Below are 24,225 nucleotides of genomic sequence, written 5' to 3'. Positions count from 1 at the left end.
GGAAGCCTTTTTTACCCTCTGATTTTTAAATGGATAGATAAAATTGAATATTAGTGGATTCAATTGCCCAAAAATAAATGATTCAACTAGTACAAGTTGCTTTTAAGTTTATTCTCTTGACATTCCTATTGGATTTAATTCCAATAAATGAAACAGATCTTTTCTCTTCAGGAGCAATAAGTGTGAGAGAATCAACGGTGGATCTTCAAATTCGTGTCGATCATAAAATCTTTGTATTTGAGAAAGCCAATGGAAACCTGGAAAAGGTAAAAGTTGGGATGCATTTACTCCCTTTTGCTCAGGTTCCAAAAATTGAAGGTCTTGAAAGTTCATTTAAAAATTTCACCTGGAAAAGGACCAAAGATGGATCTATTCAGATTAGATCATTTTATAGTCCTGAATCTGCTATTTTGATCTGGACAATTTTCCAAGATGGTAGATTAAAATTTGAGGCCGTGGGTGAGAATTTAAAAAATCAGGATTTTCTGGGCTTGGGTTTTGATTTTCAGGAAGATGGAATCAAACTTGTCCATTGGGAGAATTCCATTCAAGAACCTGGTGAATATTCTTTTGAATCTGTTAGCGATAAAGGAAACGTGCTAGAAGTTCAAAGTTTCAGCGTTTTGAACCTTGATTTTAAGGAGGTAAAAGTTGGAGTGAAAACAGAAACCCCTCAATCACATTTTAGGATAAGCGCAGATCAAAGTGATCCAGATATCAATTCAACCATTAATTTAAATTTTCTTTTCTATTCTTTACCAAATCAAAGTCTATCTGAAGAACCACGTACTCCAAATTCAATGAGTGATGTTGGTTCTTTACAAGGAAATCTGGTCAGAGATCCAATTGTACTTTGGTTTGATTTTCATTAAACCTTTCACTATGAGAAAAATAGTTTTTTCCCTGTTAATGTTGGCAGGGACAGTGGTGTATGGCCAAGAAGCAAAGTTGGTGACACCTTGGACTGAGGATATGAATCCTGAGGCACCTCTTCAAGAGTACCCAAGACCCCAATTGGTACGCGAAAATTGGCAAAACCTGAATGGACAGTGGGATTACACCATTCTTCCGAAAGGAAGCATTCCTGAAATTGGTTTTGCCGGATCCATTACGGTTCCTTTCCCAGTAGAGTCCTATCTGTCTGGAGTTCAAAAGGAAGTAGGGCCTGATATGGAGCTTTGGTATGAAAAGGAGTTTGAATTGAGTTCAAAACCTGGTAAAAACCGCGTTATCCTTCATTTTGGCGCTGTTGATTGGGAATCTGAAGTTTGGGTTAACGGAACTTCTGTTGGTGTTCATCAAGGAGGTTTTGATGGATTCTCTTATGATATCACAGATCAAATAGTTTCTGGAAAGAAGCAAACGATACGTGTTCGGGTTTGGGATCCAAGTGATGGAGGACCTCAGCCAAGAGGAAAGCAAATTCAAAAGCCACATGGGATCTGGTATACTCCAGTTACCGGTATCTGGCAAACAGTTTGGATTGAGCAAGTTCCTCAAACTTATCTAGCATCGATCTACTCAAATACTGATTGGGAAAATGGTGTTCAAGTTTTTTACCCTGAAGTGGAAGGTGCTACAGATGGAGCAGAAGTAGAGGTCAGTCTAAGTTTAGATGGAGTTGCTGCTGGTTCATTTAAAGCGCAAGCGAATAAGCCTGCTCCAGTTAAGCTTTCAACCTTGCAAGCATGGTCTCCTGACAATCCGGTTTTGTATGATGTAACCGTAAAATTGATCAATGGGAAGAAAGTTCTGGAGGAAGTTGATTCCTATGCTGCCTACAGAGATGTGAGAATGGGTAAAGATGCAGATGGGTTCCAAAGAATATTCCTAAATGGTAATCCATTGTTCCAATATGGTCCTTTGGATCAAGGTTGGTGGCCTGATGGACTTTATACTGCTCCAACGGATGAAGCCTTGCTATTTGATATAGTGAAAACCAAAGAGATGGGATTCAACATGATCAGAAAGCATGTGAAAGTTGAGCCAGCTAGATGGTATTACCATGCCGATAAGGAAGGGATGTTAGTTTGGCAAGATATGCCAAGTGGAGATATGGGGAATCGTTGGGAAGTACGTCCAGGTGTATATCGTCACGATATGTATAAAGACAGAACCAAAGAGTCCGAGGAAATCTTTAAAACAGAATGGAAAGAAATCATTCGTGAGTTCAAATTTTTCCCTTCTATTGTTGTTTGGGTGCCATTCAATGAGGCTTGGGGCCAATTTAAAACCACAGAGATTGTCAACTTGACAAGAATGGAAGATGATTCTAGGTTAATCAACTCTGCCAGTGGTGGAAACTTTGAAATGAAAAGTCAAGATATCGTCGGTGACATCATGGATTTGCATAATTATCCTGACCCTGTGATGCCTGATCCATCAGTTTTCGGAGCAAATAAGATAATGGTTTTGGGAGAATTTGGTGGTTTAGGATTACCTGTAGAAAACCATACTTGGCAAGAAAAAGACAACTGGGGCTATCAAAGCTTTGCAAATAAGCAGGAGTTATTTGCTCGTTATAGTTTATTGATGGAAGACTTGAAAAAGTTGATTCCAATGGGCTTAGCAGCAGCAGTTTATACTCAAACAACAGATGTCGAAGTGGAAGTCAATGGGATGATGACTTATGATAGACAAGTGTATAAATTTGATTTTGATGCTTTGAAAAAATTGCACCAAGAACTTTACAGATGATAATAGGAGATTAGATTTTAATCTTTCCTTTTAGAGTTTCAAAACTTGAAATTCCCAAAGACCGGCCAATCTTATGCACCTCATGCTGAGTTAGGTCGGTCTTTTTGATTTTTGATTTGTCAAAAATGATCAAATTTCCACTCCATGTTTCAGGAGAACCCGGTACAAAAACCAACACTTTTTCATCTTCCAGTTCTTCCACCAAAAAAGCCATCATCCATCCATCTATAGGGACCAATACGACTGGGAAATTGTGGTTTTGAGCAATTCCAGCTCTTTGCTCAAATGTGGTTTTCATTAATTTGTATCCAGGGAAAAGGACAAGAATATGATCCTCAATCCATTCAATCATCCTTTTGCCCATTCCTCTTTGAGCGATATATCCAGCAATCAAGCAAATCAATAATACCAAAGTCACCGATACTACAAAAGGAGTGATGATCCGGTTTTCTTCCAATCCAAAAATCGATTCGACATGATCAGAAAGTGGCTGGATTAATTCAATGGCTCTTTCAAAAAGTACGATAAGAAGGATAATGGGAATGAGAAAAAAAATACCTCCCTTAATCAATGCTGAAATGATATTGAGAAAATGCTTCATGGCTTTCGGATCTTTTCCAAAAGATAAATAAAAAAAGCCGACACTAGGCCGGCTCAATTTTATAAGTTTCCTCTAAGATCTTGCTCTCGCTCTATAGCCTCAAATAAGGCTTTGAAATTACCTTTTCCGAAAGATGTTGCTCCCTTTCTTTGGATGATCTCTATAAATAGGGTAGGCCTATCTTGTAAGGGTTTCGTAAAGATTTGAAGCAAATAGCCTTCATCATCTCGGTCCACCAGGATATTGAGATCCTTGAGAGGCTGTATATCTTCATCTATTTTCCCAACTCGATCCAAAAGATCATCATAGTAAGTTTGGGGAACTTCTAGAAACTCAATTCCTCTTCTTCTTAATTCTCCAACTGTATGAATTATATCGTCTGTGGCAATGGCCATATGCTGAACTCCTGGTCCATTGTAAAACTCTAAGTATTCTTCAATTTGGGATTTCTTCTTGCCTTCAGCGGGTTCGTTGATAGGAAACTTGATATAGCCATTTCCATTAGAAACTACTTTGGACATCAAGGCTGAATATTCAGTAGAAATATCCTTGTCATCAAAAGTGATCAAAAGCTTGAATCCCATCACTTTTTCATAGAAATCAACCCAATGGTTCATTTCACCCAACTCGACATTTCCAACGCAGTGGTCAATGTATTTTAGTCCGATTGATTCGGATTTGTAAGTGCTTTTTCTAGAAATGAAACCTGGTAGGAAAACTCCTGAATAGTTTTTTCTCTCAACAAAGGTGTGGATCGTTTCACCATATGTTTTGATTGAGGCTACTTTTACTTCACCAAATTGGTCTTTCAGTACTTTGGGTTCATCGACAGATTCAGCTCCTCTGGATGTCGTCTCATACCAAGACTTTTCAGCATCATCTACCCAGAGTGCCAATACTTTGACTCCATCTCCGTGTCGCTTTACATGCTCTGCGATATAGTGATCTTCTTGAAGCGCAGATGTCAAAACCAGCCTAATTTTATCTTGCTTGAGTACATAGGAGGCTCTATCTCTTACTCCAGTTTCTGGACCTGAATAGGCAATTAATTCAAAGCCAAAGGCATATTGATAAAAAAGTGCAGCCTGTTTGGCATTTCCTACATACAACTCTACATAATCCGTCCCATTGATGGGTAGAAAGTCTTCACTCATGATTTGTTATTTTTGGGTTTGTTCGTTACTCTCAAAGTTAAACAATCCTCCAAATAATATTTGGTTTTGAGCTTTATTCTTGTGGGCTCTTATTCCAAAGGATTGAGATCAGACTCATAATCAAAAAGGCCAAAGCCCAAGAACCTAAGGGTGAACTCAAGGCCAATAAAAACAGCATCAAAAACCAGATAGGGCCTAAGAAAAAACCGATAAGGAATTTAAAAGTAGACTCGAAAACCCGGTCTTGAATTTTGGGACTGATCCAAAGCCAAATCCAATACAATGGGAAATTGAAAATTTTCATCAATTTATTTTTGACTCCTGATGGATCGGAAACCTCATTAGTAACTATGCCATCTTTCAAAAAGGTATCGACAGCTTCTTTGGAAGTAACGTCTACTCCCGCTTCCAAAATGGAATTTAGATTCTCCTCATAATGCTCATCCGGAATCTCCACAACCATACTTTTGAGCGTCTTTTCCACTGTCTTGGTTAATAGTCCTGATTTAGAAGCCGGCATATCCACAGGGATAGCATCTCCAAAAGTGATGCGAACCAAACTTCCTGAATGCTTATGGGCACTATATTCCAATGCAACTGGCAAAATTACAGGTTCACAGTTGGGGTATTTTTCTTTGAGTCCAAAAGCCATTCGGGTAAACCCTTTGCTCAATGGTCTTACATTTCGAACCACACTATGACTTCCCTCGGCGAAAATGATTACAGCACCATTCTTTTTAAGAACCTCAAAAGTGGCTTCAAATGTCTTTTGATTTTGCTGAATGGTGGAAAAACCATCTCTTACTCGATATACAGGAAGCATCCTGATCAAATGAAGGATCTTTGCCGCGATTGGATTTTTAAAAACAGCAGCTCTGGTCAAAAACCAGGGATTTAACTTGGTGTGGGTGGCTAGAAGTAAAGGGTCAATCAGTGCATTTTGGTGATTGGCTACCAAGATGACAGGGACTCCTGTTGGAATATTCTTTTTACCAGTAACAATGATTTTTCTGAAATATCCATGTAAAGCAATTTTCACTAGGAATCTCAGAATAAAATTAATCAGGTTTTTCATGTTTTAGATTTCCAAATACTGGCTATGGTGATTCCAGATATTAGATGCCAAATCCCCCACAAAGCTGTAATGACAGCCATTCCTCCCAAACCTTCAAAGTAAGTAAAAATCAAAACGAGCCCCAATCCTGAATTTTGAATTCCCGTTTCGATTGTCAGTGTTTTGACATCGGGTAAAGGGAGTTTGAAGCTTTTAGCTGTCAGAAAACCAGCACCTAATGCAACCAAATTATGGGCAAAAACCCAAAGGAAAATTTTTCCAATGTATTGAAGAAAAATGTCAAAGTTACCGGCAAAGGCCAATACAATGAATGCTGCAAATATGAGCAGACTCAATGGTTGTAGGATTTTCTTAAATCGTTCAGCCCATTTTGAGGCAAATGTTCTAGTTAGTATTCCCAATATCAATGGGATTCCTAAAATGAGTCCAACAGTCATGAAGACATTTTCTATGTCTAGACTGATTTCCTGAAGTAGAGTGGAAGTCGGTCCGTATAATCCTGCCCACAAAGCAAAGTTGAGTGGAGTACTGATTATGGAAAATAGTGTCGAAAAACCTGTAAGACTGACTGAAAGTGCCGCATTTCCTTTTGCATAGCTACTTAGAAAATTTGAAACATTTCCTCCTGGACAAGCAGCTACCAAAAACATTCCAAGAGCCACACTTGGAGGAGGTTGAATGATCGAGATCAAGGCCCAGGTTAAAAATGGTAGTAATATAAATTGAGAGAAAACTCCCAAAAAGAAAGCTTTGGGATTTTTAGCCAAGTATTTAAAATCCTCAAATCTTAAATCTAAAGCAACTCCATACATAATAAGAGCCAAAGCTAGATTAAGTAGAAGAAGGTCGTTTTGGGAAAAATTTAACTGGATAGAATCCAGTTCTGTGGGTGAACTCATGGCTGGCAAATTCTTAAAAAATCCCTGAATTCAAAAATTATTATTGATGAGGAAAGCTAATTGTATCACCTGAATGGTGGAATTCGTCATAATTCAATTAAGTTTTAGTTTCGTTGATCCTATTGTATAGGGTCTCCTTTTCTTTGAATTTGATAGATAATTTAAATTTTCAAACATGAAAAGAATCCTTTTTATTTTTTCAATGGCCCTTGTTTCTATTCTATTCCTGGCTTCCTGCAAAGAGGAGGTGGATCCTATTTTGATCTGTGGATCCTCCAATCCGACTGATGAGATAACCATTATCAAAGAAATGGTCGAAAATATAAAAAGCTCTGAGTTTGAAAAGCAAAACAATTATGTCAGATCAGGAACATACAAAGGAGTTAGGTACATCTATGTTGGAAGTTGTTGTGCTACATGTTATTGGGTGCCTGTATTTTATACATGTGATGGAGAAAAAGTTGAGAATGCAGATTTTTCAATCGTGGACCTAGAGGATAAAGTATTGATATATGCTCATGAGACCAATACCTGTCAATTTGAAGAGTAAATGATAGAAATAAAAAAATCCTTTGGAAAACGCTTCCAAAGGATTTCTGATTAGTAGCTAGGGTAGTTTATTATTTTTCGATTCCTTCAAAATCATTCGGATCCAGATTAAAGAACCTGACCGCATTATTGAAGAAAATATCTCTTTTCTGATCCTCAGATAGGTAATTTGCATTTTCAATCACCCCAATGGAGGTTTCCAAAAGTTTTGGCCACATCATCAAATCCGTGCCATATAGAATTCTTTTTCCGAATCCTGCCTGAACCAATCTTTCCAAATACATATGGATTTCTGCCAATGGGTAAGACCAGATAAATCCTGCCAAGTCCACATAGACATAGGCATTCGCACCCATCAAAGCGATCATTTCATCGATCATAGGATATCCCGCATGCATTACCCAGATTTTTAAATTCGGATGTCTCGCTAGCAGGTCTTCTAGTAGAAAAGGATTACCCATGGATGCACGATATTTTGGGCTGGTGATATTGGCCATACCATTTCCACCCGTTCCCATGTGAATACCAACTGGAATACCAAGTTCCTCTGCTACTCCAAAATATTCATCCAAAGACATGTCACTAGGAGACATTCCTTGATATTGAGGAGCGATTTCTCCCATGACAACATAAAATCCATTGGAAAGGGAATCTTTGAAAGCTTCCACGGTCATTCCCGGAGCAACACCGATTGAAGGCATCACTCTTTCGGGTGCGGCAACTTTCCATTTATGAAGAACTTCTGCATCTCCACTCGCCACAAAGGTGATGTTTAGCCTTTCAGCAGTTTCCATTAATTGATTCTGAAAATCTTCATCAGATGTAGCTGCTTTCAGAGGAGTTGCGCAATCAGTATTGATAAAAGATGGTGGATCTTGCTTAGGTCCACTTCCAGGCATACTGCTTAAGAACCAAGGGCACATATCTGCTGTAAACGCCGGATTGACTTTCATAGCATGTACATGTACGTCAATGATAGGAGGGTGGACCTTTTTTTCCTGAGCAAAGCTTAAAGAAGCAATGCAGGTCAGGAGGGCCGTGGTAAGTAAACTGGTCTTTTTAATTAATTGATTCATTATTGAATAGATTATTGGGTTTGATTCCTAAATCTAACCAAATGTGTCATTTTGACAAAATAAAAAATTAGAATATTAATTTACCAGCTTCCTCCGCCACCGCCGCCACCACCACCGCCGGAAAATCCTCCTCCGCCACTACCACTGCTCCAACTTCCACCACTACTGCTCTGAGGTTTGGTAGAAGTACTACTCAGAGTATTGGATAGGCTTGAATTAAGGCTATGACCAAAGCTTCCCATAGAGGTGATCGGGCGATTATACCAATGAGGATGATATTCTGATGGTGCCATGGTAGACCTTTTTAGGAAGTTGTCAAACTTATCTCCCCATATTCCCTCAACATCCAAAGCAATGGCATAGGGTAGGTATTTCTCGAAAATTTCCGGAGTCATGCCCGGTGGATTGAAATGTTGCAATTGTCTTTCTTCTGCAGCTCCGAGATACATTTTGAAACCCTGAATTTCTGCTCTGAGTTTTAATTTTCGCTCTGCAGGTCTTCGAATCAGCCATTGATAAATTAAAAAAGCCACAATATTCCCGAGCATAAATAGGATCAACAGGGCTGTTTTTCCTTCATAAACAAAATAGTCCTGGAAGCTCAGAGCTAAAACGAAATACAGGAAGATTATCAATATCGGGAAAATCCAAAGGATTCCATTAAAGCCTTTCCAAATCAATGATTTCCATTGAGAATTGATGTTTGTTTGAAACTGAGACATGGCACTTGCGATATCAGAATCATATTTTCCATCTATCGTAATGGAGTCACTACTTTTGAATAGCTTTTCCATTAGCTTCTTTTCTTCTTTTGGCAATGAATCCAACTCATTTTTTTCCTTAACCAGGATGTATTCATGATGCTTAAATACTCCGAAAAAAGAACTACTGGTTTCATCTTTAATGCTGATAAAGCCTTTAGTAGCTAAATTGACAATTGCTGCTGTTGCAATATCCTGCCAATAATACCCTTTGCTAATCATAGCTACAGAAGCTGGCGAAAGATTTTCTGGAGGAGAAAATAAAGGGATGACAGTGGGTTTTGGTGGATCAATTCCCCATTTGATCCAAGTAAATAAATAATATAGGAGTAAAATTCCTCCAATTACCCCTGCTAGTAATTGACCTCCATATCTTTGAAGCCAACCTGGTGGGGGAGGTTTGGACACGATGTCTGGTGTAAAACCAACCGCTATACTTAGATTATCGCCTGCTCTTGCATCTAGGGTTTCAAAGTAGATTCCATTCTCATTAATTGTAGAGCTACAATTACTTTGGGTACTTCCATAAGGACCTGTATAACATGCATTTTGTATTACAGATGCACCAACAGGTAAATCAATCTGTGCACTGATCTTTTGTATTGGGAAATCCCAATCGGTGCCATTTACATTCCAATACAGTTCATCATAACCCTCAAAAAATCCGATTTGATAAGGTATTTCATATACCAATTCATAGGAATAAGTATTTCCTTGATCTAAAAAGACGTCGGATTCACCGACATAGATCAATAAGTATCCATTTGATCTTTCTGTATGATATTCAGAGCTACTTCCATCTCTAATGATTTCTTGGATGTCGAAGTCATTTTCGAAAGAAGTTAGATTTCTATCTTTTCTGATAAGAGGTAATCTTCTGACTATTCCTCTTTTGCCAGAGATTTCTGTGTGATATTCTATTTGTTCTTTGACTAGAAGGTTTCCATTGGGTTTTATTTCAATTTCCGAATGAAAACTTTCAAGCCATTCGCTTTGAGAAAAACCTAAAGTGATAAATGAAAAAAATATAAAAAAACCTAAAAGATATTTCATTAGAACTTGACTTGAGGTACTGTTCGCTCTGCTTCATTATCCAATTCGAAGAATGGACTTTTGGAGAAGCCAAACATGTTTGCAAATAGGTTGCTTGGAAATGATTCTACCAAGGTGTTTTTATCACGGACAGTACCATTATAATAGCGTCTGGATTTTTCGATGTCTTGCTCGATAGAAGAGAGTTCATCTTGAAGTTTCAAGAAATTAACATTACTCTTCAATTCTGGGTATTGTTCAGCTACTGCAAATAAATTAACCAAGGCCTTGTTGAGTTGGTTTTCTGCGTTCTGGTGTTCTCCAACAGTTGAGGCGGACTGTGCGGCAGCTCTTGCTTTCGTTACGTTTTCGAAAGTTTCTTTCTCGTGAGTCGCATAGCCTTTGACAGTCTCCACAAGGTTAGGAATTAGGTTATAGCGTTTTTTTAATTGTACATCTATTCCGCTCCAAGCTTCTTCTACCAAATTCTTCAGTTTGACAAGTCGGTTATAAATTCCGACTCCATAAAAAGCTAATAGGATTACAATCAATCCAATAATGTATCCGATCATAGTTTTAAAATTTATGGTTTAAAATACTGCTTTTTCAGGAAAACTGAGGTACAAAGAGCCTAATTCTAAGTTTTACATAATCAATAGTCCTTTTTTCATCAAAATGTAAGGCTTATGTGAACTGATTTTTGTGATTTTTCAGTAAAAGTCAAACTTTTAGAAATTTTTAATAGGGTTAAAAAATGATCCATTTATAAAATATTTTTGTGAAAAAGATAAAAAGTGGTTTTCATATAGATTCATTATTGCTACATTTCTGTTGAAAAAATAAATACAGGGTAAAAATTATATCTGTATTGATTTTTAAACAAAGATTTTTCTGGGATTACTCCAGAGACCCGCCCAAAATACCTTCCAGTAGTCAAAAACAGATATGTTTTTGCTGGAAAACGATTGAATCGATACCCAATTTCAGAATAAATTCAACCCATTTACTCATGAACAAATCCATGAACCGTAGAGATTGGCTAAGAGCAAGCATGCTGGCCGTAGGAGGTCTAGCAAGTGCACCTGCTTTAGCGTTTAAAGGAGCTTCTTTAGTTTCCCATGCTCCGGGAAGTGTAATCAAGGAATTGGTTCCTCATGTTCCTTTAGACGAAAGTCGCATGATGGCCAAGCTAAATGCAAATGAAAATCCCTATGGTCCTTCGCCAAAGGTGATTAAAGCAATCGCTGACTCTGTAAGCCTAGGTAACCGCTATGGGCATGGTGATGCTGCCATTTTGATAGACATGATTGCTGAGAAAGAAGGTGTAAAACCTGAAAACATCATGTTGGGACCTGGTTCCACTGATTTGTTGGAAAAGACTGCGATTGTTCAGTTCCAGCAAGGAGGAAATATCGTAGCAGGTGATCCAGCTTATATGTCAATTATGAATACTGCTCAGGCAATGGGTGGTAACTGGAAGGCTGTTCCTTTGACCAAGGATTATGCTCATGACTTGAAAGCCATGGCTGCTGCTGTAGATTCCAACACCAATTTGGTTTATGTATGTAATCCAAATAACCCTACAGGGTCTATCACTGATGCGGGAGAATTGAAAAAATTCTGTTCAGAAGTTTCTGCCAAAGTTCCTGTATTCGTCGATGAGGCTTATTTGGAATTCTTGGAAAATCCTGATTCCCAGACAATGGTTGGTCTAGTTAGTGAAGGAAAAGATGTGATCGTTGCCCGTACCTTCAGTAAAATCCACGGAATGGCTGGATTGAGAATCGGTTATATCGTAGCTACTCCTGAAAGAATCGAAACTATCACCAATAAAGTGAGAAGCACTATGGGATTGTGTGTGACTTCATTAAAAGGTGCGATTGCAAGTATGCAAGAGAAAACTTTCCTAGCTCAATGTAAATCTCAAAATACTGAGTGTCGCGAGTATGTGGAAGATGAAATCAAAAAAATGGGCTTCAACCCAATTCCATCTTATACCAGCTTCATGATTTTCCCAATCGCTATGGATGGAAGAGAATTTATGAAGTCCATGTATGAAGAAGGTGTAGGGATCCGTACTTACCAAATGTATGATCAATCTTGGTGTAGAGTCAGCATGGGTACCCATGATGAACTTGCCTACTTCGTAGATACTATCAAAAAAGTAACTAAAGCCTGATTACCATAATTTTATGCCGATTGCCATTCAAAAGACCCTTTCTTTATTATTGATGATTCTTTTGGGTTATCTGCTCCGCAGCAAACTCAATAAGGACGAGCATAGAAAGGGGATGAAAGTAGTAATTCTCGATTTGGCTCTCCCTGCCATGATATTTGTGGCGTTGATGGGAGTCGAATTGGATAGCGACTTATTGTTGCTTCCTCTTGCTATACTTTGTTGGAATGGCTTTATGTTGGCTGCCAGCTATTTTACTCTACCATTTCTGGGAATAGATCGTCACAGTGCACAGCATAGGACCTGGATGATGCTATTCCCATCTTTGGCCCCCGGATTATCTTGTTTTCCATTTTTGATTGAATATTTGGGAGACGATGCATTGGCTTGGGGAGCATTAGCGGATGTAGGAAATAAGGTCTATGTCCTGTTGATTGCCTATTTACTTGCAATGGCTTGGTACTATAAGGTCCAAAAAATGGGAGAGCAATCGAATGGTGACAAAATCAAACAATTACTATTGGCTATGATCAAAGAGCCAATCAATATGGTCATTATCGCTGCTTTGATTCTATTGTCTTTTGGTCTAAACATGACTAGTCTTCCAAGCTTTTTGGGAGAATCTATTACCATGTTGAAAAACATCATGACTCCTTTGGTTTTGTTATTCATTGGAATGTCAGTGATTTTGAAATGGAAACAGATTCAGTCTATTTTCTCCCTTTTATTATTTCGGGCAGGTCTTTCCTTATTGATCTCTGGAATTTTGATCAGTTTGGTTGATTTGCCTTCTACTGCGGCTATTCTTGTGGCTATAGTGTTCCCACTTTCAAGTGCTTCATTCTGGCCATTTGCACATATGTCAGCAGTTCATCAATTGGAGTCTCAAAAGGAGTCTAACACCCACACATTTGATTTAGGATTGGGTATAAATATTCTTGCTGTTTCATTGCCATTCAGTACATTACTGATTTTGGGGATTTTCAGTGCAGGAGAAACATTTGCTAATCCTAGTCCAGTATTTATCCTTGGAAGCATTCTATTCTTGTTACCTCTTATTCCAAGATTTTTCTCTTGGATCAAAGATCAGGAAATTGATTTCAGCTTTTTAAAGAGTCATGATTTCAAGGATTCTCCTTCTCAAGAAAGGGGATAATAGATTATTATTTCTAAAGGAAAATTTAAAGGCTTCTCAATTTGGGAAGCCTTATTTTTTTGAGAAAGTCTGATCAACTTCGGTTAAGTTTTGGCTTAGGTCCAAAGTTCTCAAAAGTCTGAGGCTTTTTAATGTCTTTGAATTTTATCGTATATTCTGCTTGAAAATCAATTATTTAACCCAAAATAAACAGATGATGGATAAGATAGAAAAGGTAGAAATGATGGATAAAATCCTTCGTGAATTAGAGGATTTGAGAAATAGCCAAACATCGGTAATGAAGAAGATTTCTAAGATCGAGGCGGACAATATCAATCTTGGGATAGAAATGTTGGAGACTAAATTGGTAGATGTTTTTGTAGCTGTAGACTCCAATTTGAATTTGGTTTCTTCCTTGGAAGAAGAATTTCAAGAATACCGAGATAAGTTCTATAAGGACAATAAAATTGATGCTTTAAAGGCTGCTCAGGAAAAAGGATAACCATATTTTATTGTAATAATTCGCCGATTATCACTTTTTATTAAATTTTTCTTGAGAAATTAATCTTATTAGTTCTATTTAACGTACTAAAACCAAAACAATCTTTTATTAACCCTATTGACTATGAAAAAACTTTCTTTACTCCCAATTGCCGCTTTAGTCGGTGTATTATTTTTTCAAGCAATTCAAAAACCAGAAGTAGAAACGCATCCAGAGATAGATATGGAAGCTCCTAAAATCCCTGCGAAAGTTAAGGCTGTGATTGACCAGAAGTGTTATGGATGTCATAATGCAGAAGCAAAAGGAGAAAAAGCCAAAAAGAAATTAGATTGGGATCAATTCGAAGCTGAGAAAAAGGCAAAACAATTGGCAGCAATGTCAAAAATCAATGAAGCTCTTGTGGAAGGTGAAATGCCTCCTAAGAAGTTTTTGGAAAATAAGCCTGAAGGCAAATTGACTGAAGAAGAAATGGCTATCCTTTTGGATTGGAGTGCTGGTAAGAAGAAAAGCGGAGAGTAAATGAAAGTATGGCAATACGGATTACTAGGATTAGGTATTATTTTCCTGGTGATTCAGTTTGTACCCAATCAACTCCCTGAAGTAATAGAAAACAACCCGAAGGATCTTATGGGGTCTGGGTTGGTGGAAGGGGAGATGGCAACATTACTTAAAACCGCCTGCTATGATTGTCATAGCAATGAAACTAAGTATCCTTGGTATTCCTTTGTCGCTCCTGCTTCTTGGCTTGTAGCAAAAGATACTCGTGAAGGTAGAGAAGAAGTTAACTTTTCTTACTGGACAGATATCGATATGATGGATAAGCTTGCCATTTTGGATGATGTTTATTCAGAAGTTGAAGAGAAGCATATGCCTCTTCCTATTTATCTGAGCATGCATTCGGAAGCGAAGTTGACTCCTGAAGACAGACAAAAAATCATGGAATGGGCTGAGGCCGCCATGGATATAGTCGTTGAGGAGGAATAAATCCATTGAGTATTTAAATAGAAAGACCTGTGATTACTAATTACAGGTCTTTTTTGTGATGATATTAAAATCCTATTGGTAGATGTTCTGTTTTTTAATTCCTGGTATCTTTTGGCTTTTATCAGCTTATAATAATACGGGAGATTCATTGCTTGTTGATAAAGTTTTAAAAACATCAAACTTGATAGCATTATGGACTTTTGAAGAAGACTCTGGAATACCTAGATTATCCTTAACTAATCAAAGTTTAGCATTATTGGAAGGTGATAAACCAATCCCTAAAATTGATGATGGTCCTTTATCAGGATCTTCAATTCTTCTGGATGGATCCTCCTATTTATCCATACCCAATAAAAAAACAGGAAGTTTGAATATATCTGGCCCTGGTAGGCATGTTACTCTAATTGCCTGGGTCAAATGGTCTGGAGAACAAACAGGGTTTGTGGGGGGGATGTGGAATGAATATCAAGATGGAGGAAAGCGCCAATATGGTTTATTTGTTTCCCTGCCATATTACAATGGTAAAGATCAGGTTTGCGGACATGTTTCATATTCAGGAAAGGCAACGCCACCTTTTCCTTATTCAATGGATTATTCTGCTAGTGAGCAAGTGGTGGCTCCCAATGAATGGGTTTGCATCGCTTTTACCTATGATGGAACTTGGATTAAGTCTTTTGTTAATGGCGAATTTATTAATAGAGAAGAAGAACTGATTAATCATACTATTGGGTATCCCGGTTTTCCAGACGGTATTACTCAAAGTAAAAATCCATACTTTTTTCCAGATGGGATAGGTGATAATGGTTCTGATTTTACAGTCGGGGCAGTACTACTCAAAAGTGGAATGGGTAATTTTTTCAAAGGACAAATAGGCGGATTGGCTGTTTTTGACCGTGCCCTAGATGAGGAGGAATTAAAAAATTTGGTTGATTAATCTATTCTTTCAGATCATATTGATCCAGAATAAGTTTTCAAAAAAAATGAAACAGCCTGAGTTATCTCAGGCCGCTTCTTTGATTAAAAGTCCTCTTCTGGGACTCCCAAAGCTTTCATTACATCTTCATAGGACATCTGACGATAATTGAGACGTCCTGCTGGTGTATTTCCAGGAATGATTACATATCTAAATTGATTGTCGCATAGTGAGATGATTTGGTTGTCTGGTGGAGTTCTGGTTCCTTTATGTAAAATATAAAGCCTCAAAAGTCCTGGATCTATTGTACTAAAAAGATAATCCCATGTTCCTAAGTCATAAAACATGTCATAAGGTAATGGGGTAACTTCATCAGGCATCCAAGAATTATCACAAAACTTTACATATGTCAATACAACACCTTGGTTGATGATATCTTCAGTAATTGACGTAGCAGTGATATCGAAATATCTCCCAGGTTTGTTTGGAGAAAGAAAAGGATACGTTCCTGCTGGAATTTGAGTCCAATCTGAGCTTTCTACAGTTATCCAATCACTGTAAATCACCGATTCGGTAATTGTTTCCCCTGGATCCCCTTTATCACCTTTGGGACCTGTATCTCCCGTGTCACCTTTAGGACCGGTATCTCCTGTTGCACCGGTTGCACCAGTTGCTCCTGTGGCACCAGTTGCTCCTTGTGGGCCTGTTGGGCCTTCAGGTCCTTCGCAAGCAGAAATCATTATAATGACTCCTGTAAGAAATAAAAATGATTTTAATGTCTTCATATTTAAATTGTTAGGTCGAAAAATAATTTAACTAAAAATTATTAAAAAATTGTATTAATATGATTTCAGTATTGGTTTATTAATTATATGTATGGTTATAAATATAATTAATATAAATAATGAGAGAATTTTCTTTTTTAGGCATTATCCTTCTAGAAGGTTAGTATCTCATATTTTATTTCAACCTTAACTTTTTAAAGACGTAGGAGTAGGAAACCCATTTTCCATGTTAAACAAACTAACGGCAATCATTTTTATTCTTGCCAGTAATTACATTTTTGTTCCTACTACAATTGCTCAAAATCTAAGTGAGAAACTTGGAGCTATAGAAACTGGTTTTAGCTTTACGACTCTTGGTCAATCTGTCAATGTAATAGATCAGTACCTAATAAAAAGGGCTGAAAAAGTTGTTTTTAGATATGTTCCAGATGAGGTTTCCGCCGGTTTAGGATATGAATCTTACCATCTTGAAATTACTATAAAGGAAAAATTGGAGGTTTCAGATGCTGATAAAAAGAGAGAGAGATTTCATTGGTCCTTAAATTTCTTTGATTCTCAGGGTGAAGTTATTTCTACCTTTATTATTGCCAAGGAACAAGTCAAATACTCAGGTAATCAGAATGAATCATTAAATTTTTACAGCATAGATTTAATTGATATCCCTTTAAACCTATTAGATAGGACCCATCATATTGATTTGTTCTATTTAAGGTAGAGGCAAATTTGAATATGGAAATCATCGATCTAAGTCAGGAGATTTTTGAGGGAATGCCTGTTTTTAAAACCCTTCCTCAGGTAAAAATGGAAATTCATGTCAGCCATGAAGATTGGGAAGGTATAGAAAACCAAGAAAATCCAACACCTAGTGTTCATCGATTGGAGATGGGTGAACATACAGGAACCCACGTGGATGCTAGGAATCACATGGCTAAGGAGTATGTTGGGCACTCTATCGATAAAATGCCTTTAGCAATGTTTTATACTTCAGGTTTCTGTGTTGACTTTAGAGGAAAAGGTCTTCAAGAATTGATTACCAAAGATGAATTGAGATCTGCCATTCAATCAACTGGTGAAAGTTTGAAGAAGGGAGACACTTTATTGATTTGTACAGATCATTACAAAAAGCATTTCCAAACAGAAAACTGGTCAAAAGGTCCTGGAATTGATGCTGAGGCAGCAGAATGGCTAGGACAACTGGAAATAGCAGCCTTTGGGGTAGAAACCATGAACCCTGGCGTCAGTGGAGTTTCTAACCGCCAAGTTCACGAAATCTGCGGTAAATACAATTTTACCCATTATGAAAACCTGTTCAACCTAGACCAATTGCTCGATAGGGGAAGATTCAGATTTATAGGGCTTCCATTGAAAATCAGAGGTGGAACGGGTTCTCCGGTTCGTGCTGTAGCTGTTTTTGAATAATCAGTCTACAAACTTAGGTGGATGCTTTTCATCAAAATCTGTCAATTCCTGGTAGGCTTTCGCAAAAGCAATAATTGAACCTTCATCATACAAATTTCCAATCAGAGTAATACTAGTAGGTCTACCTTCTTTGTCAAATCCATTGGGCACAGAGACTACTGGATGCCCTGTTAAATTGGTCAAGAATAGTTGACGGCCTCGGTTGGATGGGGCAATAATCACATCATATTTCTGAAACAACTTGTTGGTTTCTTCAATCATTTGTCTTCTTTGACGATTAGCTTGAAGATATTCTACTGCAGGAATAAATCGAGATTGTCTTAATGAATTTGCTCTGGAACCTCCATGTTGCTCAACCATGACATCAACTTCGCCAGATCTCACTAAGTCATCGAAGAATGCTCCTGCTTCAGCTCTTAAAATAATGTCAAATACAGAATATGGATAGTTTGTTGGCAATTCAATAGAATCCATTTGGATACCCAAATCTTGATAAACTTTCAATGCAGCTCTGGTATTATCTCCATATTCAGTAGTATCGGAATCAATGTCCTTTTTGAGATAAGCAACTTTGAAGTCTTTTACATCTTTCTTTGGCATACTAAAACCTACATTATTGGTAGATGGATCTTGCCAGTCTTTTCCATAAATGGCTTCAAAAACAATGGCACAATCCTCCGCATTTCTCGCCAAAGGTCCGACTTTGTCCATAGACCAACTCAAAGCCATTACCCCATATCTACTGACTCTCCCGTATGTTGGTCTAAGGCCCGTTACACCATTTCTTGTAGCTGGGGCCGTGATGGATCCCAAGGTTTCTGTTCCTAAAGCAAAAGGAACCAGGCCTGCTGATGTGGCTGAACCTGAACCTGCAGATGAGCCACTAGCTCCCTGTGTCAAATCCCATGGGTTTTTAGTCTTTCCTCCAAACCAAACATCACCTCTTGCCAAAGATCCTGAAACCAGTTTTGCTACTAATACAGCTCCTTGAGATTCCAACTTTTTGACAACCGTTGATGTGTAATCAATCATTTGATCTTTGTAGGGCTCAGCTCCCCATGTTGTTGGATAACCTTCCACTGCCATCAAATCTTTCACCCCGTAGGGAATGCCATGAAGTATCCCTTTATAATTTCCGGATGCGATTTCCTGATCTGCTTTTTGAGCTTGAGTCATAGCCAAGTCTTCCGTCAAAGTAATTACAGCTTCCAATTGGCCATCATATTTCTTAATTCGGTCAATGAAAAGTCTGGTCAAATCCTCGGAGCTAATCTTTTGATATTTGATCAATGAAGCCAATTTGGGAATCGGATAGAACGCCAAATCTTGGAGGTTTTCGGGTAATTCTACTCCATCTGGGATTTCAAAGGTAGGAGCAGTGCCTTTCTCTGGAAATTGAAATCCGAGGGGATGCGGATCAAATGTGACGGCAGGAAAGGTCTCATTGAAAGTTTCATAGGCTCTCAAACTATCATATCCACTTCTATTCCTTTCCAGATACCCATGCATCGTCTTGATGTTCTCCTTAGAAAACTCTAACCCAATCAACTTTTCACTGTGCTTGATATCCTTATTATTAAAAGTTGACTCCTTGGTTTTACAGGAATCAGTGGCCCAAATGAGGGTAATTAAGCCAATTATTGGGTAGATTTTCTTCATGCTTAAGGAGGAAAGGTGGTTGTTTGTTTGGTTTTGGTTGAATTTTCAACCTTTGAAATTCTATTCAACAAATTACTCCATTTCACTAGACTGGAAAATCATTTGGGGATGATTGCATTCATTTTTATATGAATAGAAAAAGGGATACTGATTCAGTATCCCTTTAGATTTATTGGTTTTCTAATTGGTGTTTTTAGTTCCAACCGCCGCCAAGGGCTTTATAGAGTTTTACATTGGCCTGAAGTCTAGAGGCTTTCAAATCGGCCAATTCAATAGCTGATTCCAAGGTTCTGCTTTGGGCATTGATTACCTCTAAGTAGTTTGCATAACCCACAGAGAATAAAGTATTGGAGTGCTCAATTGCTCTTTCAAGTACTGAAACTTCATATTGCTTCATTTTCAGTTGCTGATCATAAGTATCCATTTGATTGATCAAATCCAATACTTCTAAATAAGCATTCAAGGTCTTCTTTTCGTATTCCAATAGAGCAATCTGCTGATCAGTTTTAGCAACTTCATATAGAGATCTGATTTCTCTTCTGTTGAAAATTGGAGCTGTCAATCCAGCACCAAACTGATAGATTCCTGATCCAGGACTCAAGAAGAGTTTGCTGAAATCAAAGGCATTGAATCCTGCCATTCCAAACAAATTGAAAGAAGGGTAGAAGGCAGCTTTTGCAGCATGTACATCAGCTTTGCTTGCTTCCAATTTCATCTCAGCCTCTTTTAAATCAGGACGATTTTGAATCAATTCAGAAGGAAGACCAGTTTCTAATTCATTTTGAATGGTGATGGCTTCATCTAAATCCATTCTGTTTAAAGAGAAATCCAAGGAACCAACCAATCTTGCCAAATCGTATTCAGCACTTTTCAGCTCTCTGTTTTTAGCTTGTAATAAGGCTTTTGTATTCAATACCAAAGCTTCAAATTGATCGATTGCCAACTGATTGGCTTTTCCACCTTCTTTGAGTTCGGTAATCAATTGCAGCGCCAATTCCTGAAGACCGATGTTTTCTTCCAATACTTCGATTTCCTGATCCAATGCCAACAAATGATAGTAATTGGAAGCTACTTCAGAGATCAACCAAGTTTGGATATTTCTACTCATTTCCTCTGAAGCCATCAACCTAGCCACTGCTGCTTTTTTCCGACTTCTCAATTTTCCCCAAACATCAATTTCCCATGAGAATTCAGCTCCCACTAAGAAATCCTTGTAAGGAGAAGGGATCTTTTTATCTGCTGGAACATTGTCGGAAAGATTGGTATCCGCATTACCAACTCCATCCATGGTATACTCTCCAAACTTCCTTTTTGCAGCTCCGGCATTCAATGAAAAGGCTGGAAGAATCCCTCTTTTAGCATTGAGCATCGTAGCCCTGGTAGCATTGATTTTCAACAAAGTCTGTTGATTGTCCTGATTATTTTCTAGAGCAGCCTGAATCAAAGATTTCAGCTCTTCGTCTTGGAAAAATTCTGTCCAGATGATTTGAGAGCTATTGGAAGCACTATCTAAAACAGCTGTTTCATAGGTTTCTGGCAATCTTAAACTTGATTCAGGTAATGAATCTTGCTGTACTTTACATCCGGCCAGAAGGACGAAAGACAAGGCGATTTTTAAAGTCTTGGATCTCATAGTTCTAGTACCGGTTCTTGTTTTACTGTATTTTGTCTCTGTGCTTTTTTAGCTCTCATTTTGGTATCAATGGTTTCAAAAACCACATACAATCCAGGAATCAAGAATACTCCGATCAACGTACCGATAAACATTCCGCCAGCTGCAGCAGTACCAATGGTTCTATTACCAATTGCACCTGCTCCCGAAGCGATAGTCAAAGGAATCAAACCACAGATAAAGGCGAATGATGTCATTAAGATTGGTCTCAATCGCTCAACCCCACCTTTAATCGCACTTTCCAAAATGCCCAAACCTTTGTTTCGGTTTTGGATCGCGATTTCGATGATTAGGATGGCGTTTTTACCCAACAAACCAATCAACATGACCAGTGAAACCTGAGCATAGATGTCATTTTGCAAACCCACTAAATTCAAGAAAAAGTAGGAACCGAAAATCCCTGCAGGAAGTGAAAGAATTACAGAAAGTGGTAGCATATAACTTTCGTACTGTGCTGCCAAAAGCAAATACACAAAGACCAAACAAATCAAGAAAATATAGACTGCCTGATTTCCAGAAGCGATTTGCTCTCTGGTAATTCCGGACCAGTCAATCGAGAATCCTCTAGGTAAGGTTTGTAAAGCAACTTCCTCTACTGCTTTGATGGCATCACCTGATGAATAGCCTTCTGCTGCTTCACCTGATACCATCGCTGAGCTAAACATATTGTATCTCGTTAGCTGTTCTGGTCCATAGACTCTTTCCAAACTCACAAAGTTGGAGTAGGGAACCATCTCGCCATCCTTGTTTTTGGCAAACATGGTCAATAGTGATTCCGGTGAAGTTCTGTATTCAGGAGATGCTTGAATCATCACCTTATACATCTGACCGTATCGAATGAAGTTAGAAGCATAGAAACTACCGATATAGCTCTGTAGAGTCGCCATTGCATCTTGAACAGACACTCCAAGCTTTGCAGCCTTGTCATGATCCACACTGATCATAAACTGAGGGAAGGTTGGGTCAAAGTTGGTGAAAACAGCATCCAATTCTGGTCTGTCATTCAATGCCTGAACAAACTCTTCAGTCACCAAGGCCATATTGTCCAAATCACCACCGGACTTATCCTGAAGTCTCATTTCAAAACCAGAAGCATTACCAAATCCAGGTACTGGAGGAGGAGCAAAGAATTGAATATCGGCCCCTTTGATATGGGAAGTTCTTTCAGAATAATCAAGAATCAATTCATTGACACTCATTTCTCTTTGATCCCATGATTTCAAGTTGATCATACCCATCCCGTAGGATGCACCCGCTGTTTCTGTCAAAAGGGAATATCCAGCAAGGGTAGAAACTGTCTCTACTTCGTCTAAAGGTAAAAGCGCTGCCTGAACCTGATCCATGATCTCGGTTGTTCTATCGACCGTTGCTCCTGGAGGTGTAGTGACATTCACATAGATCATTCCTTGGTCTTCATTTGGAATAAAGCCCGTAGGTACGATTGAAATCATTCCATAGGTCAGAGCAAAGAAGATAAACAATGCCCCAAAAGTGACTGCTCTTCTACCGGCTGTTCCTGAAATGATATTTGTGTATTTGCCTGCCAAAGCATCGTATTTCGCATTGAACCCATCAAAGAAACGCTGCATAGCACCTTTTTTCTTATTTGGATCATGGGACATCGGCTTCAACATCATCGCGCACAAGGCAGGGGACAAGGTCAAAGCATTGATACCTGAGATCACAATGGCTATGGCGAGAGTCAGAGAGAATTGCCTATAGAAAATCCCAACTGGACCTGAAAGGAAACTAACTGGGATAAATACCGCAGACATTACCAAAGTAATAGCCACGATTGCACCTCCGATTTCTTTCATCGCTTCGATCGTTGCATCGAAAGCATTGAGGTGGAGATCATGCATTTTTACGTGCACTGCTTCCACAACAACGATTGCATTATCCACTACAATACCAATCGCCAATACCAATGCAAATAGCGTCAACAAGTTGATCGAGAAGCCAAACATCTGCATGAAAAACAGGGTTCCTACCAAGGAAACTGGTACAGCAATCGCTGGAATCAAAGTAGATCTGAAGTCCTGAAGGAATAGGAAAACGACAATAAATACGAGGATAAATGCTTCAATCAAGGTTTTGATTACCTCATGAATCGAAGCATCTAGGAAACGGCTGACATCATAAGAAACATTATAAGACATTCCTGGAGGGAAGGATGTACCTTCCAATTCTTCCATTTTGATTTTGATGTTTTCAATCACCTCACTTGCATTGGAGCCAGGTCTTTGCTTCAACATGATGGAGGCAGAAGGTCTACCGTCAGTCATGGACATCATGTTGTAGTCCAAAGCATCAAATTCGATGTCGGCAACATCTTTTAATTTCAGTAAAGAACCATCAGGAAGGGCTTTTAATGTAATATTTTCAAACTCACTTTCTTGGTTAAACTTACCGGTGTATTTCAGGACATATTGCAAGGCTTGAGGATCCCTATCAGAGGAAATCCCTGATTTACCAGGAGCTGCTTCCACATTTTGGTTTTGGATCGCATCTGTTACATCTTGAGGAGAAATATCATAGGCTGCTAATCGATCTGGTTTCAACCAAACACGCATTGCATAATCTTTCATTCCCATGATTTCCGCAAAGCCAACTCCATCAATACGCTTCAATTCAGGAAGAATATTGATATCAGCAAAGTTGTAAACAAACTTTTCATCCTGTGCAGGATCAGAGGTGATCAGGTTGAGGTAAAGCAACATACTGTTTACCTCTTTTTCGGTCATAACACCTGCACGGATAACTTCTTCTGGTAATTCATCGACTACAGTCGCAACCCTATTTTGGACGTTTACAGCCGCTTGATCTGGATCGGTTCCTACCTGGAAAATAATAGTAATCAAAGTGATCCCTTCATTGGTATTTACAGAATACATGTATTCCATACCTGGAACCCCATTGATTGCTCGTTCTAGTGGGGTTGCAACTGCTTTAGCCAAAACTTCAGCATTTGCTCCAGTGTATTTTGCAGTCACTGTCACCGAAGGAGGAACGATGTCTGGGAATTGGGTAATCGGCAATGAAGTCAGCGCCAGTATTCCCAATAGGGTAATAAAAACCGAGATGACCGTTGATAAAATCGGCCTTCTGATAAATAATTCAAACATAGTGGGTACTA

The 24,225-nt window shown here is 38.5% G+C and carries 22 protein-coding genes; 11 read left to right on the top strand and 11 right to left on the bottom strand.

The window, feature by feature from the left end; all coding sequences use genetic code 11:
- Nucleotides 1-77 precede the first annotated feature (77 nt).
- Entirely contained in the window at nucleotides 78-872 is a 795-nt protein-coding gene (locus BUF13_RS03445) for a hypothetical protein (RefSeq protein ID WP_073570330.1), read from the top strand.
- Nucleotides 873-882: 10 nt separating this feature from the next.
- The gene (locus BUF13_RS03440; RefSeq protein WP_073570832.1) at nucleotides 883-2,697 is read left to right on the top strand and encodes a glycoside hydrolase family 2 protein; all 1,815 of its coding nucleotides are present in this window, start codon (nucleotides 883-885) and stop codon (nucleotides 2,695-2,697) included.
- A 10-nt stretch (nucleotides 2,698-2,707) separates the two neighbouring features.
- Here BUF13_RS03440 and BUF13_RS03435 read toward each other — a convergent pair whose 3' ends face one another.
- From BUF13_RS03435 to BUF13_RS03420, 4 genes are all read right to left on the bottom strand, one after another.
- On the bottom strand, nucleotides 2,708-3,298 hold the full coding sequence (locus tag BUF13_RS03435; protein ID WP_073570329.1) for a DUF502 domain-containing protein: 591 nt from the start codon (nucleotides 3,296-3,298) through the stop codon (nucleotides 2,708-2,710).
- Nucleotides 3,299-3,357: 59 nt separating this feature from the next.
- On the bottom strand, nucleotides 3,358-4,452 hold the full coding sequence (gene hppD / locus BUF13_RS03430) for a 4-hydroxyphenylpyruvate dioxygenase (RefSeq protein WP_073570328.1): 1,095 nt from the start codon (nucleotides 4,450-4,452) through the stop codon (nucleotides 3,358-3,360).
- Nucleotides 4,453-4,525: 73 nt separating this feature from the next.
- Nucleotides 4,526-5,527: a 1-acyl-sn-glycerol-3-phosphate acyltransferase gene (locus tag BUF13_RS03425; protein WP_073570327.1), complete on the bottom strand. Its 1,002-nt coding sequence runs from the start codon at nucleotides 5,525-5,527 to the stop codon at nucleotides 4,526-4,528.
- Nucleotides 5,524-6,426: a bile acid:sodium symporter family protein gene (locus BUF13_RS03420; protein WP_073570326.1), complete on the bottom strand. Its 903-nt coding sequence runs from the start codon at nucleotides 6,424-6,426 to the stop codon at nucleotides 5,524-5,526. The genes BUF13_RS03425 and BUF13_RS03420 overlap by 4 nt, the downstream gene beginning before the upstream one ends.
- Before the next feature lie 175 nt (nucleotides 6,427-6,601).
- Between BUF13_RS03420 and BUF13_RS03415 the strand changes: the two genes are divergently transcribed.
- Nucleotides 6,602-6,976 carry a hypothetical protein gene (locus BUF13_RS03415; RefSeq protein WP_073570325.1) on the top strand — a complete coding sequence of 125 codons (375 nt, stop codon included), beginning with the start codon at nucleotides 6,602-6,604 and terminating at the stop codon, nucleotides 6,974-6,976.
- 70 nt (nucleotides 6,977-7,046) lie between these two features.
- On the opposite strand, the gene BUF13_RS03410 is transcribed toward BUF13_RS03415, so the two are convergent.
- The 3 genes from BUF13_RS03410 to BUF13_RS03400 all read right to left on the bottom strand — a co-directional run bounded on the left by BUF13_RS03410 (nucleotide 7,047) and on the right by BUF13_RS03400 (nucleotide 10,416).
- A complete protein-coding gene (locus BUF13_RS03410) occupies nucleotides 7,047-8,051 on the bottom strand; it encodes an amidohydrolase family protein (RefSeq protein ID WP_083586354.1) in 1,005 nt (334 codons plus the stop codon).
- Between the two features lie 80 nt (nucleotides 8,052-8,131).
- The gene (locus BUF13_RS03405; RefSeq protein WP_073570324.1) at nucleotides 8,132-9,865 is read right to left on the bottom strand and encodes a DUF2207 domain-containing protein; all 1,734 of its coding nucleotides are present in this window, start codon (nucleotides 9,863-9,865) and stop codon (nucleotides 8,132-8,134) included.
- Complete coding sequence (locus BUF13_RS03400) at nucleotides 9,865-10,416, bottom strand: LemA family protein (RefSeq protein WP_073570323.1); 552 nt, start codon at nucleotides 10,414-10,416, stop codon at nucleotides 9,865-9,867. The genes BUF13_RS03405 and BUF13_RS03400 overlap by 1 nt, the downstream gene beginning before the upstream one ends.
- Before the next feature lie 437 nt (nucleotides 10,417-10,853).
- Between BUF13_RS03400 and BUF13_RS03395 the strand changes: the two genes are divergently transcribed.
- The 6 genes from BUF13_RS03395 to BUF13_RS03370 all read left to right on the top strand — a co-directional run bounded on the left by BUF13_RS03395 (nucleotide 10,854) and on the right by BUF13_RS03370 (nucleotide 15,575).
- On the top strand, nucleotides 10,854-12,023 hold the full coding sequence (locus BUF13_RS03395) for a pyridoxal phosphate-dependent aminotransferase (protein ID WP_073570322.1): 1,170 nt from the start codon (nucleotides 10,854-10,856) through the stop codon (nucleotides 12,021-12,023).
- A gap of 13 nt (nucleotides 12,024-12,036) precedes the next feature.
- On the top strand, nucleotides 12,037-13,176 hold the full coding sequence (locus BUF13_RS03390; protein WP_073570321.1) for an AEC family transporter: 1,140 nt from the start codon (nucleotides 12,037-12,039) through the stop codon (nucleotides 13,174-13,176).
- A gap of 196 nt (nucleotides 13,177-13,372) precedes the next feature.
- The gene (locus tag BUF13_RS03385; RefSeq protein ID WP_073570830.1) at nucleotides 13,373-13,657 is read left to right on the top strand and encodes a hypothetical protein; all 285 of its coding nucleotides are present in this window, start codon (nucleotides 13,373-13,375) and stop codon (nucleotides 13,655-13,657) included.
- Nucleotides 13,658-13,780: 123 nt separating this feature from the next.
- Complete coding sequence (locus BUF13_RS03380) at nucleotides 13,781-14,176, top strand: heme-binding domain-containing protein (RefSeq protein ID WP_073570320.1); 396 nt, start codon at nucleotides 13,781-13,783, stop codon at nucleotides 14,174-14,176.
- The gene (locus BUF13_RS03375) at nucleotides 14,177-14,641 is read left to right on the top strand and encodes a heme-binding domain-containing protein (protein WP_073570319.1); all 465 of its coding nucleotides are present in this window, start codon (nucleotides 14,177-14,179) and stop codon (nucleotides 14,639-14,641) included. It begins immediately after the preceding gene.
- 82 nt (nucleotides 14,642-14,723) lie between these two features.
- Nucleotides 14,724-15,575: a LamG-like jellyroll fold domain-containing protein gene (locus tag BUF13_RS03370; RefSeq protein WP_073570318.1), complete on the top strand. Its 852-nt coding sequence runs from the start codon at nucleotides 14,724-14,726 to the stop codon at nucleotides 15,573-15,575.
- 83 nt (nucleotides 15,576-15,658) lie between these two features.
- On the opposite strand, the gene BUF13_RS20735 is transcribed toward BUF13_RS03370, so the two are convergent.
- The gene (locus BUF13_RS20735; protein WP_208327357.1) at nucleotides 15,659-16,339 is read right to left on the bottom strand and encodes a hypothetical protein; all 681 of its coding nucleotides are present in this window, start codon (nucleotides 16,337-16,339) and stop codon (nucleotides 15,659-15,661) included.
- 226 nt (nucleotides 16,340-16,565) lie between these two features.
- On the opposite strand from BUF13_RS20735, the gene BUF13_RS03360 reads away from it, so the two are divergent.
- Together BUF13_RS03360 and BUF13_RS03355 are read left to right on the top strand one after the other, a co-directional pair.
- Nucleotides 16,566-17,054 (top strand): hypothetical protein, encoded by a 489-nt coding sequence (locus tag BUF13_RS03360; protein ID WP_073570317.1) that lies wholly within the window; start codon nucleotides 16,566-16,568, stop codon nucleotides 17,052-17,054.
- A gap of 14 nt (nucleotides 17,055-17,068) precedes the next feature.
- Nucleotides 17,069-17,758: a cyclase family protein gene (locus BUF13_RS03355; RefSeq protein ID WP_073570316.1), complete on the top strand. Its 690-nt coding sequence runs from the start codon at nucleotides 17,069-17,071 to the stop codon at nucleotides 17,756-17,758.
- On the opposite strand, the gene BUF13_RS03350 is transcribed toward BUF13_RS03355, so the two are convergent.
- The 3 genes from BUF13_RS03350 to BUF13_RS03340 form a co-directional block, all read right to left on the bottom strand.
- Complete coding sequence (locus tag BUF13_RS03350) at nucleotides 17,759-19,417, bottom strand: amidase (RefSeq protein WP_073570315.1); 1,659 nt, start codon at nucleotides 19,415-19,417, stop codon at nucleotides 17,759-17,761.
- A 193-nt stretch (nucleotides 19,418-19,610) separates the two neighbouring features.
- The gene (locus BUF13_RS03345) at nucleotides 19,611-21,050 is read right to left on the bottom strand and encodes an efflux transporter outer membrane subunit (RefSeq protein ID WP_073570314.1); all 1,440 of its coding nucleotides are present in this window, start codon (nucleotides 21,048-21,050) and stop codon (nucleotides 19,611-19,613) included.
- Nucleotides 21,047-24,214 carry an efflux RND transporter permease subunit gene (locus tag BUF13_RS03340; RefSeq protein WP_073570313.1) on the bottom strand — a complete coding sequence of 1,056 codons (3,168 nt, stop codon included), beginning with the start codon at nucleotides 24,212-24,214 and terminating at the stop codon, nucleotides 21,047-21,049. The genes BUF13_RS03345 and BUF13_RS03340 overlap by 4 nt, the downstream gene beginning before the upstream one ends.
- Between the last annotated feature and the right edge of the window lie 11 nt (nucleotides 24,215-24,225).

The sequence above is a fragment of the Algoriphagus zhangzhouensis genome, from assembly GCF_900148515.1.
GTDB classification, from domain to species: domain Bacteria; phylum Bacteroidota; class Bacteroidia; order Cytophagales; family Cyclobacteriaceae; genus Algoriphagus; species Algoriphagus zhangzhouensis.
This window is presented reverse-complemented; position numbering and strand designations above follow the sequence as displayed.